The sequence below is a fragment of the Pseudomonas sp. TE3911 genome, from assembly GCF_054062775.1.
Map to the genome: position 1 here is coordinate 5,226,235 of NZ_JBSSFP010000001.1, position 14,169 is coordinate 5,240,403.

Annotated in this window: 17 protein-coding genes; 8 read left to right on the forward strand and 9 right to left on the reverse strand. The window is 61.1% G+C overall.

Translation table 11 applies throughout. The features are described from left to right. Positions 1 to 27 precede the first annotated feature (27 nt). Complete coding sequence (locus tag ACVWXD_RS23615; RefSeq protein ID WP_032884895.1) at positions 28 to 876, forward strand: EamA family transporter; 849 nt, start codon at positions 28 to 30, stop codon at positions 874 to 876. Further along, on the forward strand, positions 876 to 1,823 hold the full coding sequence (locus ACVWXD_RS23620; protein WP_181644132.1) for a LysR substrate-binding domain-containing protein: 948 nt from the start codon (positions 876 to 878) through the stop codon (positions 1,821 to 1,823). Before ACVWXD_RS23615 ends, ACVWXD_RS23620 begins: the two co-directional genes overlap by 1 nt. An 84-nt stretch (positions 1,824 to 1,907) precedes the next feature. Here ACVWXD_RS23620 and ACVWXD_RS23625 read toward each other — a convergent pair whose 3' ends face one another. The 4 genes from ACVWXD_RS23625 to ACVWXD_RS23640 form a co-directional block, all read right to left on the reverse strand. Beyond that, positions 1,908 to 2,309, reverse strand: coding sequence for an ExbD/TolR family protein (locus ACVWXD_RS23625; RefSeq protein ID WP_010565408.1), 402 nt, complete (start codon positions 2,307 to 2,309; stop codon positions 1,908 to 1,910). 1 nt (position 2,310) lies between these two features. After that, positions 2,311 to 3,033 carry a MotA/TolQ/ExbB proton channel family protein gene (locus ACVWXD_RS23630; RefSeq protein ID WP_457371600.1) on the reverse strand — a complete coding sequence of 241 codons (723 nt, stop codon included), beginning with the start codon at positions 3,031 to 3,033 and terminating at the stop codon, positions 2,311 to 2,313. A gap of 51 nt (positions 3,034 to 3,084) precedes the next feature. After that, positions 3,085 to 3,894, reverse strand: coding sequence for an energy transducer TonB (locus ACVWXD_RS23635; RefSeq protein ID WP_457371381.1), 810 nt, complete (start codon positions 3,892 to 3,894; stop codon positions 3,085 to 3,087). Positions 3,895 to 4,116: 222 nt separating this feature from the next. Further along, the gene (locus tag ACVWXD_RS23640; protein ID WP_032884891.1) at positions 4,117 to 4,983 is read right to left on the reverse strand and encodes a LysR family transcriptional regulator; all 867 of its coding nucleotides are present in this window, start codon (positions 4,981 to 4,983) and stop codon (positions 4,117 to 4,119) included. 102 nt (positions 4,984 to 5,085) lie between these two features. On the opposite strand from ACVWXD_RS23640, the gene ACVWXD_RS23645 reads away from it, so the two are divergent. Then, complete coding sequence (locus tag ACVWXD_RS23645; protein ID WP_095186310.1) at positions 5,086 to 6,255, forward strand: CynX/NimT family MFS transporter; 1,170 nt, start codon at positions 5,086 to 5,088, stop codon at positions 6,253 to 6,255. 97 nt (positions 6,256 to 6,352) lie between these two features. Then, positions 6,353 to 7,288 carry a LysR family transcriptional regulator gene (locus tag ACVWXD_RS23650; RefSeq protein ID WP_081797602.1) on the forward strand — a complete coding sequence of 312 codons (936 nt, stop codon included), beginning with the start codon at positions 6,353 to 6,355 and terminating at the stop codon, positions 7,286 to 7,288. Here ACVWXD_RS23650 and ACVWXD_RS23655 read toward each other — a convergent pair. Further along, positions 7,179 to 8,273, reverse strand: a complete 1,095-nt coding sequence (locus ACVWXD_RS23655; RefSeq protein ID WP_099602153.1) for a fatty acid desaturase — start codon at positions 8,271 to 8,273, stop codon at positions 7,179 to 7,181. The two genes, ACVWXD_RS23650 and ACVWXD_RS23655, sit on opposite strands and share 110 nt — an antisense overlap. A gap of 101 nt (positions 8,274 to 8,374) precedes the next feature. Here ACVWXD_RS23655 and ACVWXD_RS23660 point away from each other — a divergent pair, with 101 nt between their 5' ends. Continuing rightward, positions 8,375 to 9,379: an AraC family transcriptional regulator gene (locus ACVWXD_RS23660; RefSeq protein ID WP_122764492.1), complete on the forward strand. Its 1,005-nt coding sequence runs from the start codon at positions 8,375 to 8,377 to the stop codon at positions 9,377 to 9,379. A 126-nt stretch (positions 9,380 to 9,505) separates the two neighbouring features. On the opposite strand, the gene ACVWXD_RS23665 is transcribed toward ACVWXD_RS23660, so the two are convergent. Then, a complete protein-coding gene (locus ACVWXD_RS23665) occupies positions 9,506 to 9,871 on the reverse strand; it encodes a response regulator (protein WP_032884886.1) in 366 nt (121 codons plus the stop codon). Positions 9,872 to 9,971: 100 nt separating this feature from the next. On the opposite strand from ACVWXD_RS23665, the gene ACVWXD_RS23670 reads away from it, so the two are divergent. Together ACVWXD_RS23670 and uraH are read left to right on the forward strand one after the other, a co-directional pair. Further along, a complete protein-coding gene (locus ACVWXD_RS23670; protein ID WP_032884884.1) occupies positions 9,972 to 10,445 on the forward strand; it encodes a GlcG/HbpS family heme-binding protein in 474 nt (157 codons plus the stop codon). Positions 10,446 to 10,467: 22 nt separating this feature from the next. Next, on the forward strand, positions 10,468 to 10,878 hold the full coding sequence (gene uraH, locus ACVWXD_RS23675) for a hydroxyisourate hydrolase (protein ID WP_032884882.1): 411 nt from the start codon (positions 10,468 to 10,470) through the stop codon (positions 10,876 to 10,878). Between the two features lies 1 nt (position 10,879). Here the strand turns inward: uraH and ACVWXD_RS23680 are convergent, their stop codons facing one another. Then, positions 10,880 to 11,566, reverse strand: coding sequence for a Crp/Fnr family transcriptional regulator (locus ACVWXD_RS23680; RefSeq protein WP_260368032.1), 687 nt, complete (start codon positions 11,564 to 11,566; stop codon positions 10,880 to 10,882). Between the two features lie 83 nt (positions 11,567 to 11,649). Here ACVWXD_RS23680 and ACVWXD_RS23685 point away from each other — a divergent pair, with 83 nt between their 5' ends. Then, complete coding sequence (locus ACVWXD_RS23685) at positions 11,650 to 12,177, forward strand: Mpo1 family 2-hydroxy fatty acid dioxygenase (RefSeq protein WP_122756748.1); 528 nt, start codon at positions 11,650 to 11,652, stop codon at positions 12,175 to 12,177. Between the two features lie 125 nt (positions 12,178 to 12,302). On the opposite strand, the gene ACVWXD_RS23690 is transcribed toward ACVWXD_RS23685, so the two are convergent. Together ACVWXD_RS23690 and cysW are read right to left on the reverse strand one after the other, a co-directional pair. Continuing rightward, entirely contained in the window at positions 12,303 to 13,283 is a 981-nt protein-coding gene (locus tag ACVWXD_RS23690) for a sulfate/molybdate ABC transporter ATP-binding protein (protein ID WP_032884878.1), read from the reverse strand. A 3-nt stretch (positions 13,284 to 13,286) separates the two neighbouring features. After that, entirely contained in the window at positions 13,287 to 14,159 is an 873-nt protein-coding gene (cysW, locus tag ACVWXD_RS23695) for a sulfate ABC transporter permease subunit CysW (RefSeq protein ID WP_032884876.1), read from the reverse strand. Between the last annotated feature and the right edge of the window lie 10 nt (positions 14,160 to 14,169).

Genomic DNA, 14,169 nt, shown 5'->3' on the forward strand with positions numbered 1-14,169 from the left:
CTTCATTTCCTCCCCCGCCCGAGCCCCATGGACAACTCCAACATCGCGATCACCCTAGTTTTGATATCTGCCCTCATGCACGCCACTTGGAACGCAGTCGTCCGGGCCGGGAGCAGTCGCTTGATGACCTTGGCCATGGTCGACGGTACGGCGTTGCTGATCTGCCTGGCGGCGCTGCCGCTGGTGAATGCGCCAAGCCTGCAGGTGTGGGGCTACGTGCTGGTTTCCGTAGTGCTCAACACCGCCTATCGATTGTTCCTGATCAAAGCGTATGAAACCGGTGATTTCGGCCAGGTCTACCCGGTGATGCGTGGAGTGCCACCGGTTCTGGTCGCACTGTTTTCTTACGTCCTGCTGAATGAGCATCTGTCGTTCCACGCATTGGGCGGGGTGTTGCTGATTTGTGTAGGCATCATCAGCCTGACATTCGTGCGAAGGATGACCGCGCGCATGTTCAAACCAATCTTGATGGCCGTATGTGCTGGTGCGTTTATCGCGTCATACACGGTGGTGGATGCCAAAGGGGTAAGAGCCAGTGAGACGGTGCTGCAATACATCCTCTATCTGACGGTATTCCAGAGCATTCCGATTCCGGCGCTGGCGTTTTTCAAGAAGCGTTTGGCATTCGCCGAGGCCATTCGCAACCATTGGAAAGTCGGCGTTATGGGCGGCGTTCTTTACCTCACTTCCTACGGATTGGTGCTGTTTGCGCTGTCCCTGGACGCGGTGGCCAAGGTCTCAGCGTTGCGGGAAACCAGTGTTATTATCGGCGCCATTATTGCCGCGCTGTTTTTTCACGAGCGGTTCGGCTGGCGGCGGATGCTTTCGGCGTTCGTCATTGTTTGCGGGATCATCCTGATCAAAGTGAGCACCTGATGGGCCAACGTCCGCCACCTACTCCCATGCTGCAAGCCTTCGTCAGCGCTGCGCAAACGGGGAGTTTTGCGCGCGCCGCCTCCCAGTTGAACCTGACCGCCAGTGCGATAAGCCATCAGATTGCAGGGCTGGAGGAGTGGTGGGGCGTGCAGTTGTTCGAGCGCCACTCTCGGGGCGTCAATCTCACCGCTGCGGGACAGGCTTTGTTGCCGGTGGCTGACGGTTTTTTCAACGCGCTTGAGGCGGTGTTGCACACACTTAACCCGAGCAAGTCCCAGCCGCTTTACCTCTCGTGCACGTCTTCTCTGTGTTCCAGCTGGCTGATTCCCAGGATGCATGGTTTTCACTCCGACGCTTCATTGAATCTCGACCTGGTATTGACCAGTGCGGATATGAACAGCACCCATCTCGGCGCCCATCAATTCGATGTTGCGATTGTGATGGGATACGGCAACTACCCGGATCATCATGCCGAGCTACTTATGCGCGATGCCGTGTTCCCGGTTTGCTCACCGGCATTTCAACAAGCGAACGGCGATATTCCGCTGACAGATATTGCGCGATACCCGCTCATTCACCGCGTGGACGATCAAGTGTGCCCGGGGTGGGAAAGCTGGTTTGCATTTCAGGGCTTGGCGGCTGCGCCTTATCACCATGGGCCGCGCTTTCCGGACTCAAGCCTGGCAATCAGCCTGGCGGTGAAGGGGGGCGGGATTGCGCTGGCCAGAACAGCGTTGGTGTATGACCAGTTGGAAGAAGGTGCATTAGTCACGCTAGGCGGCCCGGTGATGATGTCGCCGGCCGCGTACTACGTTATTTGTCGGAATGGGCGGCAGTCGGAACCTGATATCGCCAGGTTGATTAACTGGCTAAAAGAGAGCGTTAGAACGTTTCAGCGAGAAGTTGAAATCCGGTATCCACAAATCGCTGGGGTTGGCGCACTTTGAACGTGTGGTATTGCTGAAACCCAGGCAAAAAAAAGGCCGCACCCTGCCAAGGAGACGGCCAAAAAATTGTCGAGGCTTTTGAAGCTAACGTGCAGTAATCACCGACAGTTTGGTAATCCCCGCGCGCTCGATAGACGCCATGGCTCGCGCCACTTCGCCGTAGTTCACTCCGTCATCCGCCTGCAGTTGCACCCGCACATCGGGGTCCTTGGCCTTGGCCGCCTGCAGGTTGAATTCCAGCAGGTCCGGCTGGATTTCGTCCTTGTTGATAAACAGTTTGCCGGCGCCGTCGATGCTCACCACCAGCGGGTCTTTTTGCTCCACCGGCGCCACGGCCTCGGTCTTGGGCAGGTTGATCGGGATCGCGTTGGTCAACAGCGGCGCGGTGACGATAAACACCACCAGCAGCACCAGCATCACGTCTACCAGCGGCGTGACGTTGATCTCGCTCAGCACTTCATCGCTGTCTTGCGTGGAAAAGGCCATTTCAGGACGCCTCCTTCACTTTTTGCGGGTTGCCGGCAGCGCTTTTGTTGAGCGCCGGGTGCAGCAGCACACGGAAGGAATTTTTCTGCGCCAGGCTATAGAAGTCGTGGGCGAAGTCATCCAGGTCGGCGGCAGTCAGCTTGAGGCGCCGCAGGAAGTAGTTGTAAACCAGCACCGCAGGTACGGCGACGGCGATCCCCACGCCTGTTGCAACCAGTGCGGCGCCGATGGGGCCGGCGACGGTTTCCAGGCTGGCGGAGCCGGCGGCGCTGATGCCCTTGAGCGCTTCCATGATCCCCCACACGGTGCCGAACAGGCCGATAAACGGTGAGGTGCTGCCGATACTGGCGACCACGGCCAAACCGGTCTCCAGAGAGCGACGCTCACGTACGATCTGCTGGCGCAGGGCGCGTTCGAGGCGGTCCTGATGGTTGATTGCCTGGCTCAAGTCGGCAGCGTGAGGCGCATCGCCAACCTGGATCGCGGCATAACCGGCCTGGGCCACGCGGGCAGCGGCACCCGGTTGGGTCTCTGTCAATTCAGCGGCCGAATCAAGACTCGACGCCGCCCAGAACTGTTTGTGAAACTTGCGATCCTGGGCCTTGAGGCGACCGAACTGCACGCCCTTGAGCAAGGCCAAGCCCCAGGTGGCGACCGAAAAGACCACCAGCAGCCAGATCACCGCGCTTTCGATGGATTCAAGTGGAGATGCTAATGCCATGATGTTTTCCCTCTGTACAAGTCGCGGCGTGTGCAACACACCGAAGCGCAATAGTTAGTGAATCTTGAAGTCGATCGGAACGCTGACCCAGCCGTCCTGAGCCACATCGCCCTGCTTGGCCGGCACGAAGCTCCAACGCTTTACGGCGGTCAGTGCGGCGTCGTCGAGTTGCTGGCGACCGCTGCTTTTCTGGATCTGGATCTCACCCGGCTTGCCGCTGGCCAACACATGAACCCGCAACAACACCGTGCCTTCCCAGCCCCGGCGCTGGGCCAGTGACGGGTATTCAGGTGCCGGGTTCTTCAGGTACGCGGCGTTGGCAGAAGCCGGAGTAACCGGGGCGGGCGCAGGCGCGGCGACCGGCGCTGGCGCAGGTGGCGCAGGGACCGGTGGCGCCGGCGGTTGCTCTACCGGTTTGGCGACCGGTTTGGGCACGGGTTTTGGCACCGGCTTGGGTTTCGGAATCTTTTTCGGCGCCGGCTTGGCAGCCAACTCATCCACCACAGGGGGCGGTGGCTCGACCACAGGCGGCGGCGGTGGTGGTGGCGCAGGCGGTGGAGGTTCAACCACTGGCGGCGCTGGCTGGGAAAACTCGATGGTCATCGGTGGGATTTCCGGCGGCACAATCGGCAGCACTGGCGTCGCCTTCTGGCTCACCCAATAGATCACCGCACCGTGCAGGGCCAGCACCAGCAGCCCCAGGATTATCCCTTCGCGGCGGCTAGAAAAACGCTTTGGAGTCTTCTGCGTTCGCAGTTGCCCCAACGGCGCGCGGTGCGGCCGGCCAAGGTCGACCAACTCACCACCAGGTGCCTGACGCCATAGCGCCTCGTGTGCACTGGCGGCGGTCTGGACATTGCCCATTGATTCACTCCCTACGGTCTTAAAACAAAAACCGACAGGCCTGCGTGGAAGGCCGTCGAGGGCTGAATCATCGGGGCCAGACGCTTATCTCTTAAAGTAATCTTTGAAGTTATACATAGATCTAAATTGAATAAACAAAGCCGGCACGAACGCCCAAGCCAGAGCCTGCAAGGCCTGGCGCTGAGGTGTGTTTTTTCAATGCTTTTCAGGCATAAAAAATATTCAGTAAAGGCATGGTTCGACGGGGCTGTTTGCGCACAAATCCAACAGTTCAGCCTGCAAGCATTGCCCCGCCGCGCTCAGGCCAGGACGCGCATATAACGCCAGGCGCACGCCTTGCACCGCCGGTAAACCGCTGTCCGGCCCCAACTCCACATGCCCAGGCTGCACCACCCGGCGCGGTAACAGACTCACGCCCAACCCCGCCGCCACAGCCGAACACACACTGGCCAGGCTGGCGCTGGAATAGCCGATGCGCCAGCGCCAGCCGCTGACTTCCAGGTGGTGCAGCATTTCGTTGCGGTACAACCCGCCCACCGGAAAGGCCACCAACGGCAAGGGGTCGCGGCCCAACGACGGCATGCTGCGGCTATCGACCCAACACAGCGGCTCGGGCCACGAGGCCAGACAGTCATCGCTGTCGCCCATCTGCTTGACCAACAACACATCGAACTCGCCGCTGCGGAATTGGCGCTGCAACTCGGGACCGAGACCGCTGGTGACCTCCAGGCGCACCCGTGGATACGCCAACACAAACGCCGAGAGCAGCGGCATCAGGCGCTCTGCGGCAAAGTCTTCCGGTACCCCCAGGCGCAGCACGCCGTCACTCTGCTGGTTGATCAGCACATCGGCGGCTTCTTCATGCAGCGCAAGGATGCGCCGCGCATAGGCCAGCAAGCGCTCACCTTCAGCCGTGGCGACCACGCGGCGTTGGTCGCGGTCCAGCAACTGGCACGCCACCGCGTCTTCGAGGCGCCGAATCTGCTGGCTGACGGTGGATTGGGTCAAATGCAGGCGCTCGGCGGCGCGGGTGAAGTTGCTGCAGTCCACCACGGCGACAAAGCTTCTGAGCAACACGGGATCGAACATCATCATTCCCTTTGCCACTGGTTGGCATGGTTATATTTAATTTCAGAATACCTGTGGCGATGGCCATACTCACGCCTCATTTACCCACTGCATGGACGCTGCATGACCCTCAACAAATCCCTCGCCGGCTGGGGCCTGCTCGTAGTGCTGGGCCTCAACCTTCGGCCGATCCTCAGTTCTATCAGTCCGCTGCTCGGTGAAATCCGCTTGGCCACCGGCCTCAGCTTCCAGAGCAGTGCCCTGCTTACCAGCTTGCCGGTGGTGTGCATGGGGCTGGTGGCGTTGGTGGGCGTGCGCGTGGAAGCGCAACTGGGTGAACGGCGCGGTATCGCCCTGGGTTTAATGATGATTCTGCTGGCGTGCCTGGCGCGCTGGGTGATGGGCCAAGCGTCGGCGCTGCTGGTCACGGCGTTGCTCGGCGGTGCCGGTGTGGCGCTGATCCAGGCGTTGGTGCCCGCGATGATCAAGCGTGAGTTCCATCATCGCGTGCCGGTGGCGATGGGCGTCTATTCGGCCTCGCTGATGGCCGGTGGTGGCTTGGCGGCGCTGCTCAGTCCGTTGGTGGCCACGCATTTCGAGGACTGGCAGGCAGGATTGGGCGTGTGGCTGTTGCCAGCGCTGGGCGCCTTGTTGCTGTGGGCCTGGCTGCCGCTGGGCGCAGCAAAAAATCCCCAGGTGGTGCCCGCATTCAAGGGCCTGCGCAATCGTCGCGCCTGGCTGCTGGCGGTGTATTTCGGGCTGGTGAACTGTGGCTACATGAGCCTGGTGGCGTGGCTGCCGGCCTACTATCAGCAATTGGGCTGGGGCGTGCTGCCCAGCGGTTCGCTGCTGGCGTTCATGACCATCTTCCAAGTGATTGCCGCGCTGCTGATGCCAGTGCTCGCGCAACGCGGTATCGACCGTCGCCCCCTGCTCGGGATCAGCCTGCTGGCACAAACGGTGGGTTACCTCGGTCTGCTGCTGGCGCCGCTGCAATTTCCTCATCTGTGGGTGGCGTTGTGCGGCTTCGGTCTGGGCGCGTGTTTCGCCTTGAGCCTGCTGTTGACCCTCGACCACCATCGCGACCCTCGGCAAGCCGGGCAACTGGCGGCCTTCGTACAAGGCGTAGGCTTCCTGATCAACGCGATCTCGCCGTGGATGACCGGCTGGCTGCGCGAGATCACCGGCAACTTCACCAGCGCCTGGGTGGTATTGACGGTGACAGCAGTGGCGATGCTGATGGTGACGCGGGTGTTCAGCCCGACGAGTTACCGCACGGCACCCGCTCTATAGATATGCTTTTAAGATCTAGTTAAACCAATAAAGCTTCGTTGACGACATAAGCAATCCCCTTAAAATCCCGGTTCTCTTAAAGGATGCCGGGCACACCATGGACCTTCGCCAACTGCGCTATTTCATCGCGCTGAATGAGTACCGCAGTTTTGTGCGCGGCGCCGAAGCCATGGGCATCACCCAGCCGGCTTTCAGCCGCAGCATCCAGGGCCTGGAGCAAGAGTTCGGCTGCGTCCTGGTGGATCGCGCCCATAAAGACCTGCGCCCGACCCCCGAAGGCCAGGTGGTGTTGCAGCATGCCTTGAGCCTGGTTCAAGGCGCCGCATTGCTCAGCCATGAAGTCACACGCATGACCAAGCTCGACGCCGGCGAAGTACGCTTTGGCAGCGATGCGGTGGCGGCGGTCAACTTGGTGCCCCAAGCGATGGCACGGTTCATCACCGCCTACCCCAAGGTACGCAGCGCGTTGCAAGTGGATAACTGGGAAAGACTCGGGCGCAGCCTGAGCCGTGAAGAGATCGAATTTTTTATCGCCGATGTGCGCCACTTCGAAGCCGACCCAAACTTCCAGACTCAGGCCCTCACGCCGCGGCGCAGTGTGTTTTTCTGCCGTGCCGGGCACCCGTTGCTGGCCAAGGACAGCCTGTCGACCAACGACCTGTTCGACTATCCCCTCGCCACGCCACTGATCGCACCGGGCATTCGAAAACTGTTGGCGAACCTGAGTGGGCGCATCGACTTTGCCCCCGCTATCGAGCTGGAGCAGTTTGCCGCGCTGGCCCTCATCGTGCGCGAGTCAGACACCATCGGCCTGGGCGCAGAAGAAGCCTTCGCCGCCCCCTTGGCCAGCGGCGAATTGAACGTGCTGCACTGGCGCAATGTGCCTCATGCCTTGGAAAGCCTGAACAACCGTTGCGCAGTGATCAGCCGCGCTGGGGTTCGCTTGTCGCCTGCGGCGAAGGCACTGATCGAAACGCTGCTGGCGGTGGAAAACCAAGCCGATTGGCCCGCGCAAACGTCCCAAAATCATTGAACCGCACGCCCATCTCGGCCATGACCTTGTGCGCCACCTTGGCGGTCATCTGGCGGATGTAAAACGGCTCTTTCACCACAAAATGGTGAATCCCGTGAGTGCTGCCGAAGTTGAAGCAAAACGCCTGCAACGGCCACATCCACCAGGGGTTCAGTACTTGGGTTTGCTGGATCACGTTGCCCAGTTCCACATCGCCGTAGTAGTGCATGTTGGAGCTGACAAAGTGCAGGCAAAAGGTGCGCAACACGTTGGGCCCGATGATCACCACGGCGGCAATATCGATCACCTGCATCATCTGCAGGGTGCCGGCGGACCATTCGATAGGCGCACCCAGCAGACTGGCGACGCCGTTGGCTGCATGGAAGCCGAGGAAGATGTACCACGCCCCCCAATGCAGCAGTGCCAGCGGTGCGTAGACCAGCAGCGAGCGTTTCAGGATCTTGAGTTTGTGGCCCCAGGTTTTGGCGCGCAGCATGCGGATAAACGCCGACATCACGTTATCGCCCACCATCAGCAACCGCGCAAAGCCCCAAGGCTCGCCATTGGTGATGGCGCGCTCTTCCATATCGGTCTCGGTGCCGGAGACTTTGTGATGGTTAAGGTGCAGGTGCCGGCGAATCCACGGATTGATGGTGCTTGGCCGCGCAAGCCACACCAGGCCCATCATCAAATTGTGGGGCAGGCGCTGCTTGCGAAAGTACATGCTGTGGATCAGGTCGTGTTCCAGCTCGTGGGTCAGCGAGGCCAGGAAGGCGTTCAATAACAGGCACGCCCACCAGGCCATGTGACCGGTGATGTAGAGCGCCGCCGAGCCAATCATGCCCAGCAGCGCGAAGGCCAGGATGCCCGCGCCCAAGGCGTCTTGATGCAGCAACCACGGGTGCTGCTGGCGCAGGCGCACGCCTTCGGCGAGTACGACTTCACGGATATGTGCTGAACGCTGTTGTGCGTTCATCTGCTGGGGACTTGCAGAAGTACCGTCCATGCTCCCATCCTCTTGTTCATAGATGGTTACATCCTGCACCAGGCCTTCATGCAGGACGCTAGCCCCACACGCCAACCTGTTGACCGCAAGCGCCAATCGCCATGACAGAACCCACGTCCCTCGCCAGCTGGACCCGCGCCCTGCGCAAGCAGCTCGACGCCCTCGGCCTCGACAGCGCCGCGCTGTGCATCGAGGCTGGGCTCGACCCGCAGCAGATGGAAGATCCCAATGCGCGCTATCCGCTGTCGGCGACCACGCGCCTGTGGGAGCTGGCAGTGCAGGCCAGCGGCGATCCGGCAATTGGGTTGCGCGTGTCGCGGTTTGTCAGCCCTACCACTTTTCACGCGTTGGGATACGCGCTGGTGGCCAGCGGCAGTCTGCGGGAAGTGTTCGAACGCATCGTGCGTTATCACCAAGTGGTCAGCGATGCGCTGAAGCTGGAGCTGAGTCGGGACGGCGAACGCTACCTTTTCCGCCTGCTGCAACCCCAAGGCAGCCCCGCACCGGCACTGGAAGCCATCGATGCGTTCGCGGCGATCTATGTGCGCACCTGCCGCAATCGCCTGGGCCGTGACTACGCGCCCTTGGCCGTGCATTTGCGGCGCCCGGAACCGGCCGATCCCAAGCCTTGGCACACGGTGTTCCGCGCGCCGGTATTTTTTGGCGCCGATGAGGACTGCCTGGAATTTGCAGCCCAGGACTTCGACAGCCATCTGGACGACGCCAACCCCGAGTTGGCCGAACACAACGAAACTGTGCTCAAACGCACCCTCGCCCAGCTGCAACCGCTGACCTGGGAGCGCAAGGTGCGCGCCACGATCGAGGCACAATTGCCCGACGGCGAGCCGAGTGCCGAGCGGATTGCCCAGGCGCTGCACTTGAGTTTGCGCAGCTTGCAGCGGCACCTGGCGGATGAAGGGTGTCGGTTTGATGCGTTGCTCAACGAGTGCCGGCAGAACCTGGCGTTGCAGCATCTGCGGGACCCGCAGTGCTCATTGGCAGAGATCAGCCATTTGTTGGGGTTTGCCGATACCAGCAGTTTTAACCGGGCATTCAAGCGTTGGACGGGGGTGACGCCAGGGCAGTTTCGCGATGGGTTGCGGTAGGTGGATTCGCGCAGAGGCTGAAGGCCTCATCGGGGCAAGTCCCCTCCCACAGGGGAACGCATTTCAAATGTGGGAGGGGACTTGCCCGCGATAGCAATGGTTCAGGCACTGAACATGCCGGGGCAATCAGAGCCCGCGATCGCGCCGCAATAACTTCCTCACCCGCGCCACCAACGCCTTGGCCTCAAACGGCTTGAGCAGGTAATCATCCTCATGCAATTCCAACCCACGCAGGCGATCTTCGATGCCGCCCGGCGTGGTCAGGAACAACACCGGCGTCTTGCCCTTGTGCCGAATCGCCTGCTGCAATTTCCAGGCATTCAAGCCCGGCAGCATCACGTCGAGAATGACCAAGTCGTATTCGGTGCTTTCCACAAAGCGCTGCGCCGCCATGCCATTGGCCGCGACTTCCACCGCGAAACCGGCCTCGCTTAAGCCTTGAGCCATGAGCTGCGCCAGTTGCGGCTGGTCTTCCACTAACAACACCTGCATGCCTTACCTCTGGGTTTGATTACAAACCTGTCATCAAATTGTGCGGTTTCTGACCCTGTTGACTGGCTACGGTAGCGGCCTGTTTTCCGGAGTCGTCTTTATGTCCCGCCATGCCTTGTTCTTGAGCCTCGCCGTCTGCACCGGTGCGTTCGCTGCACCGCAGCTGCCACGCCATGCCGACCTCGATTTGCACACCGCACGCCAACTGGCCGATGCCAGCCTTGCCCACTGCAGCGCCGCGCTGACGGTACTGGACCGGGGCGGCAACCTGCTGCTGAGCCTGCGTGCCGACGGCGTCGGCCCGCATAACAGCCTCGCCAGCCAGCGCAAAGCGTACACCGCGCTGTCGACCAAAACCCCGACGCGGCTGTTTGCCGAGCGCGCGCGTAACAACCCCGAGGCCGCCAACCTTAACAGCTTGCCCGAGTTGCTGTTACTCGGCGGCGGCGTGCCGCTGTTTGCCGAGGCCGAACTGGTCGGCGCGCTGGGCATCGCCGGTGCCGGCGGCGCAGCCCAGGACGAGTCCTGCGCAATAAAAGCCGCCGAGCAACTGGGCCTGAAAACTTCCCTCTGATTCCCCTCCAAAGGATCTCTCGATGAAAACCCTCAGCATGACCCTCGCCGCCCTCAGCCTCAGCGGCCTGTGCAACCTGGCCCTGGCCGACGGCAACCCTCTGAGCGTGCATGTGCTCAACCTGGAAAACGGCCTGCCGAGCGCCGGTGTCAGCGTCACCCTGGAACAGCAGGTAGGCGACAAATGGCAGTCGCTGTCCGAAGGCGTCACCAACCAGCAGGGGCGCATCGCCGAACTGTTCCCCGCCAACCGCAGCATGACGCCGGGTGAGTACCGCGTGGTGTTCAAGACCGGCGACTACTACAAAAAGGCCAACCGCGAGACGTTCTTCCCTGAAGTGCCGGTGATCTTCCAGGTGAAACAGGCGGACCAGCATTACCACATCCCGTTGTTGCTCAGCCCTTACGGTTTCTCCACCTATCGCGGGTCGTAGTTCATAGACCAGCGGCCTGCTGCAAACCGCGCAGGTCCAGCACTTCAATCGCGCCGTAACTCAGGCCGATAAGGCCTTGTTGCTCCAGCGCCTTGAGCAGACTGTTGGTGGTCTGGCGCGACAGGCCCAGCATCGCGGCCAGGTCCTCCTGGGGCAGTTGCAAGGTGCGGCGCGCCTGGTCTATTTCGCCGTAGCCCTGCGCGATCATCAGCAGCCGATGGGCCAGACGCGCCGACGCGGGCATCAGGCTCATCTGTTCGATATTGATCAACGACAAGCGCAGTTTGTGGCTCATCAACAGGGCCATATCGCGCCAATACGCCGGATGGTCTTCGAGGATGGTCAGCATCGCCGCCTGTGGCACCTGCAACAACGTGCAAGGCCCCATGGCCAGGGCATCGTGGGTGCGCGGCAGGTTATCGAACAGGCAGATTTCGCCGAACCAGTAAGGCGTTTCCACCAGGCTCAACACCGCCTCCTTGCCTTGGGCATTCACCGCGCTGATGCGCACCGCGCCTTCCAGCACCGCATACAGGCCGCAAGGCGGGTCGCCGCGCTTGAACAGGCACTGCCCCGCCGCGAGCGTGCGCAGCCGCGCCGCCGCCAGCAGACTACGCTGTAGATCTACAGGCAGATGGCTGAACCAGTGGCCGCTGGCCAAGCGGGCGTGCCATTTCTCTGCGTCCATGAGAACTCCGAAGATTGTCGCCCAGCTGACAGTCAGGCGCAGGCTGACAGGGCATGATCAAACATCCTACAGGAGGAACAACAATGAAAAGCCTCGTCGACCACCTCAGTCAATACGCCGCCTACCACCGCGACCCGCGCAATATCGCCAGCCACTTTATTGGTATCCCGCTGATTGTGGTGGCAGTAGCCGTGCTGCTGTCGCGTCCCGAATGGACCGTGGGAGGCCTATGGATTTCACCGGCGGTAATCGTGGCGTTGTTTTCGGCGTGGTTTTACCTGCGCCTGGAACTGGCCCTGGGCGTGCTGATGACGGTGCTGATGGGCTTGTCGGTATGGGCCGGGCATGAGTTGGCGGCGCAGAGCACGATGGTGTGGCTCAGCAGCGGCATCGGCATGTTCGTGGTGGGTTGGGTGATTCAGTTTGTCGGGCACTACTACGAAGGCAAGAAGCCGGCGTTTGTGGATGATGTGTCGGGATTGATCGTAGGGCCGTTGTTTGTGGTGGCGGAGGTGGCGTTTTTGCTGGGGTTGCGGCAAGGCTTGAAACAACAGATTGAAGAGCGCTCGGGGCCGGTGGTTCGACGCGATCTAAAGCCGAGAGAGGTCTAAATGTGGGAGGGGGCTTGCTCCCGATGGCGGTGGGCCAGTGACATATTTATCAGCTGACCCACTGCTATCGGGAGCAAGCCCCCTCCCACATTGGCCCCATTTTCACATTAGGTAATGCGGGGTTATCAGGCTTTTTGCCAGACCTTGGGCTTGAAGAACAAGGTTTCGCCCCGCGCCAAACCGGTCAGGCTGTCGTGGTCTTTCACCACTTCGGCTTCGATCAGGTCTGTCTGGCCTTCGACCTTCAAGGTCACCCGCGTGGTCGCGCCCAATGGACGAATATCACGCACTTCGGCCGCGTGGTGATCTTCCAGTTCATGGCGCGACAGCGACACTTCGTGGGGACGGAACAGCACGTGCTTGTCTTCACCCAGATGCAGGCGGTTGGAGTCACCAAGGAAGTGATAAACAAAGTCGCTGGCCGGGTTTTCGTAGACGTCGCCCGGTGAGCCGATCTGCTCGATCACGCCCTTGTTCATCACAACGATACGGTCGGCAACTTCCATGGCCTCTTCCTGGTCGTGGGTCACGAACACCGAGGTCAAGTTGATGTCTTCGTGCAGGCGTGCCAGCCAGCGGCGCAGTTCTTTACGCACCTTGGCGTCGAGGGCGCCGAACGGTTCGTCCAGCAGCAGCACTTTCGGCTCGACCGCCAGGGCGCGGGCCAGGGCGATACGCTGGCGCTGACCACCGGAGAGTTGTTCCGGATAACGATCAGACAGCCAATCGAGTTGCACCATGTTCAGCAGCTCGTGAACCTTGGCCGCGATCTGGCTTTCGTTCGGGCGCTGGTTCTTGGGCTTCATGCGCAGGCCGAACGCAACGTTGTCGAACACGGTCATGTGGCGGAACAGCGCGTAGTGCTGGAACACAAACCCGACGTTGCGATCGCGCACGTCGTGGCCGGAGACGTCTTCACCGTGGAACACGATGCTGCCGTCATCCGGAGTTTCCAGGCCGGCGATGATGCGCAGCAGGGTGGTCTTGCCGCACCCGGATGGGCCAAGCAACGCCACCAGCTCGCCACTCTGGATATCCAGATTGATGCTGTTCAGGGCCTTGAAGGCGTTGAAGTTCTTGCTGACATTACGGACTTCGATCGACATGACTTATTCCTCACCGGCACTTTTGCGCAGGCGGTTGATACGGTTCTCGCTCCACTGCTTGAGCAGCAGGATGAAGAGCGCCAGGATCAGCAGCAGGCTGGCCACCGCAAACGCGGCAACGTGGTTGTATTCGTTGTAGAGAATCTCGACGTGCAGCGGCAAGGTGTTGGTCACGCCGCGAATGTGGCCGGACACCACCGACACCGCGCCGAACTCACCCATGGCCCGCGCGGTACACAGCACGACGCCGTAGATCAGGCCCCATTTGATGTTCGGCACAGTCACATGCCAGAACATCTGCCAGCCATTGGCGCCGAGCAGGCGTGCAGCCTCTTCTTCCTGGGTGCCCTGCTCCTGCATCAGCGGGATCAGTTCACGGGCCACGAACGGCACAGTCACGAAGATGGTCGCCAGCACAATGCCGGGCAAGGCGAACACGATCTGGATGTCATGCTCCTGCAACCACGGGCCAAACAGGCCCTGGGCGCCGAACATCAGCACGTAGACCAGGCCTGCGATCACCGGGGAGACCGAGAACGGCAGGTCGATCAGCGTCACCAGGATGCTCTTGCCACGGAACGAGTACTTGCTCACGCACCAGGCGGCGCTGACGCCGAATACCAGGTTGAGCGGCACCGAAATCAGCACGGCGATCACCGTGAGTTTCAGCGCGGACAACGCGTCCGGTTCAAGAATCGCGGTGAAAAACGCACCGAGGCCGTTCTTCAAGCCCTGGGACACCACGATAAACAGCGGTAGCAGCAAAAACAGGAAGAACACCAGCCAGCCAAGGCCGATCAGGATACGTCGCGACACCGCACTGCCACGCCGGGCAGCGTTGGCCGAGGACGCGGCGGAAATAGACGATTGGGACATGTTCCGCGCC

What these genes read in the sequence shown, in the direction of transcription:
- ACVWXD_RS23615 (WP_032884895.1), top strand. Translation starts at nt 28, where the DNA reads ATGGACAACTCCAACATCGCGATCACCCTAGTTTTGATATCTGCCCTC.
- ACVWXD_RS23620 (WP_181644132.1), top strand. Translation starts at nt 876, where the DNA reads ATGGGCCAACGTCCGCCACCTACTCCCATGCTGCAAGCCTTCGTCAGC.
- ACVWXD_RS23625 (WP_010565408.1), bottom strand. Translation starts at nt 2,309, where the DNA reads ATGGCCTTTTCCACGCAAGACAGCGATGAAGTGCTGAGCGAGATCAAC.
- ACVWXD_RS23635 (WP_457371381.1), bottom strand. Translation starts at nt 3,894, where the DNA reads ATGGGCAATGTCCAGACCGCCGCCAGTGCACACGAGGCGCTATGGCGT.
- ACVWXD_RS23640 (WP_032884891.1), bottom strand. Translation starts at nt 4,983, where the DNA reads ATGTTCGATCCCGTGTTGCTCAGAAGCTTTGTCGCCGTGGTGGACTGC.
- ACVWXD_RS23645 (WP_095186310.1), top strand. Translation starts at nt 5,086, where the DNA reads ATGACCCTCAACAAATCCCTCGCCGGCTGGGGCCTGCTCGTAGTGCTG.
- ACVWXD_RS23650 (WP_081797602.1), top strand. Translation starts at nt 6,353, where the DNA reads ATGGACCTTCGCCAACTGCGCTATTTCATCGCGCTGAATGAGTACCGC.
- ACVWXD_RS23655 (WP_099602153.1), bottom strand. Translation starts at nt 8,273, where the DNA reads ATGGACGGTACTTCTGCAAGTCCCCAGCAGATGAACGCACAACAGCGT.
- ACVWXD_RS23660 (WP_122764492.1), top strand. Translation starts at nt 8,375, where the DNA reads ATGACAGAACCCACGTCCCTCGCCAGCTGGACCCGCGCCCTGCGCAAG.
- ACVWXD_RS23665 (WP_032884886.1), bottom strand. Translation starts at nt 9,871, where the DNA reads ATGCAGGTGTTGTTAGTGGAAGACCAGCCGCAACTGGCGCAGCTCATG.
- ACVWXD_RS23670 (WP_032884884.1), top strand. Translation starts at nt 9,972, where the DNA reads ATGTCCCGCCATGCCTTGTTCTTGAGCCTCGCCGTCTGCACCGGTGCG.
- uraH (WP_032884882.1), top strand. Translation starts at nt 10,468, where the DNA reads ATGAAAACCCTCAGCATGACCCTCGCCGCCCTCAGCCTCAGCGGCCTG.
- ACVWXD_RS23680 (WP_260368032.1), bottom strand. Translation starts at nt 11,566, where the DNA reads ATGGACGCAGAGAAATGGCACGCCCGCTTGGCCAGCGGCCACTGGTTC.
- ACVWXD_RS23685 (WP_122756748.1), top strand. Translation starts at nt 11,650, where the DNA reads ATGAAAAGCCTCGTCGACCACCTCAGTCAATACGCCGCCTACCACCGC.
- ACVWXD_RS23690 (WP_032884878.1), bottom strand. Translation starts at nt 13,283, where the DNA reads ATGTCGATCGAAGTCCGTAATGTCAGCAAGAACTTCAACGCCTTCAAG.
- cysW (WP_032884876.1), bottom strand. Translation starts at nt 14,159, where the DNA reads ATGTCCCAATCGTCTATTTCCGCCGCGTCCTCGGCCAACGCTGCCCGG.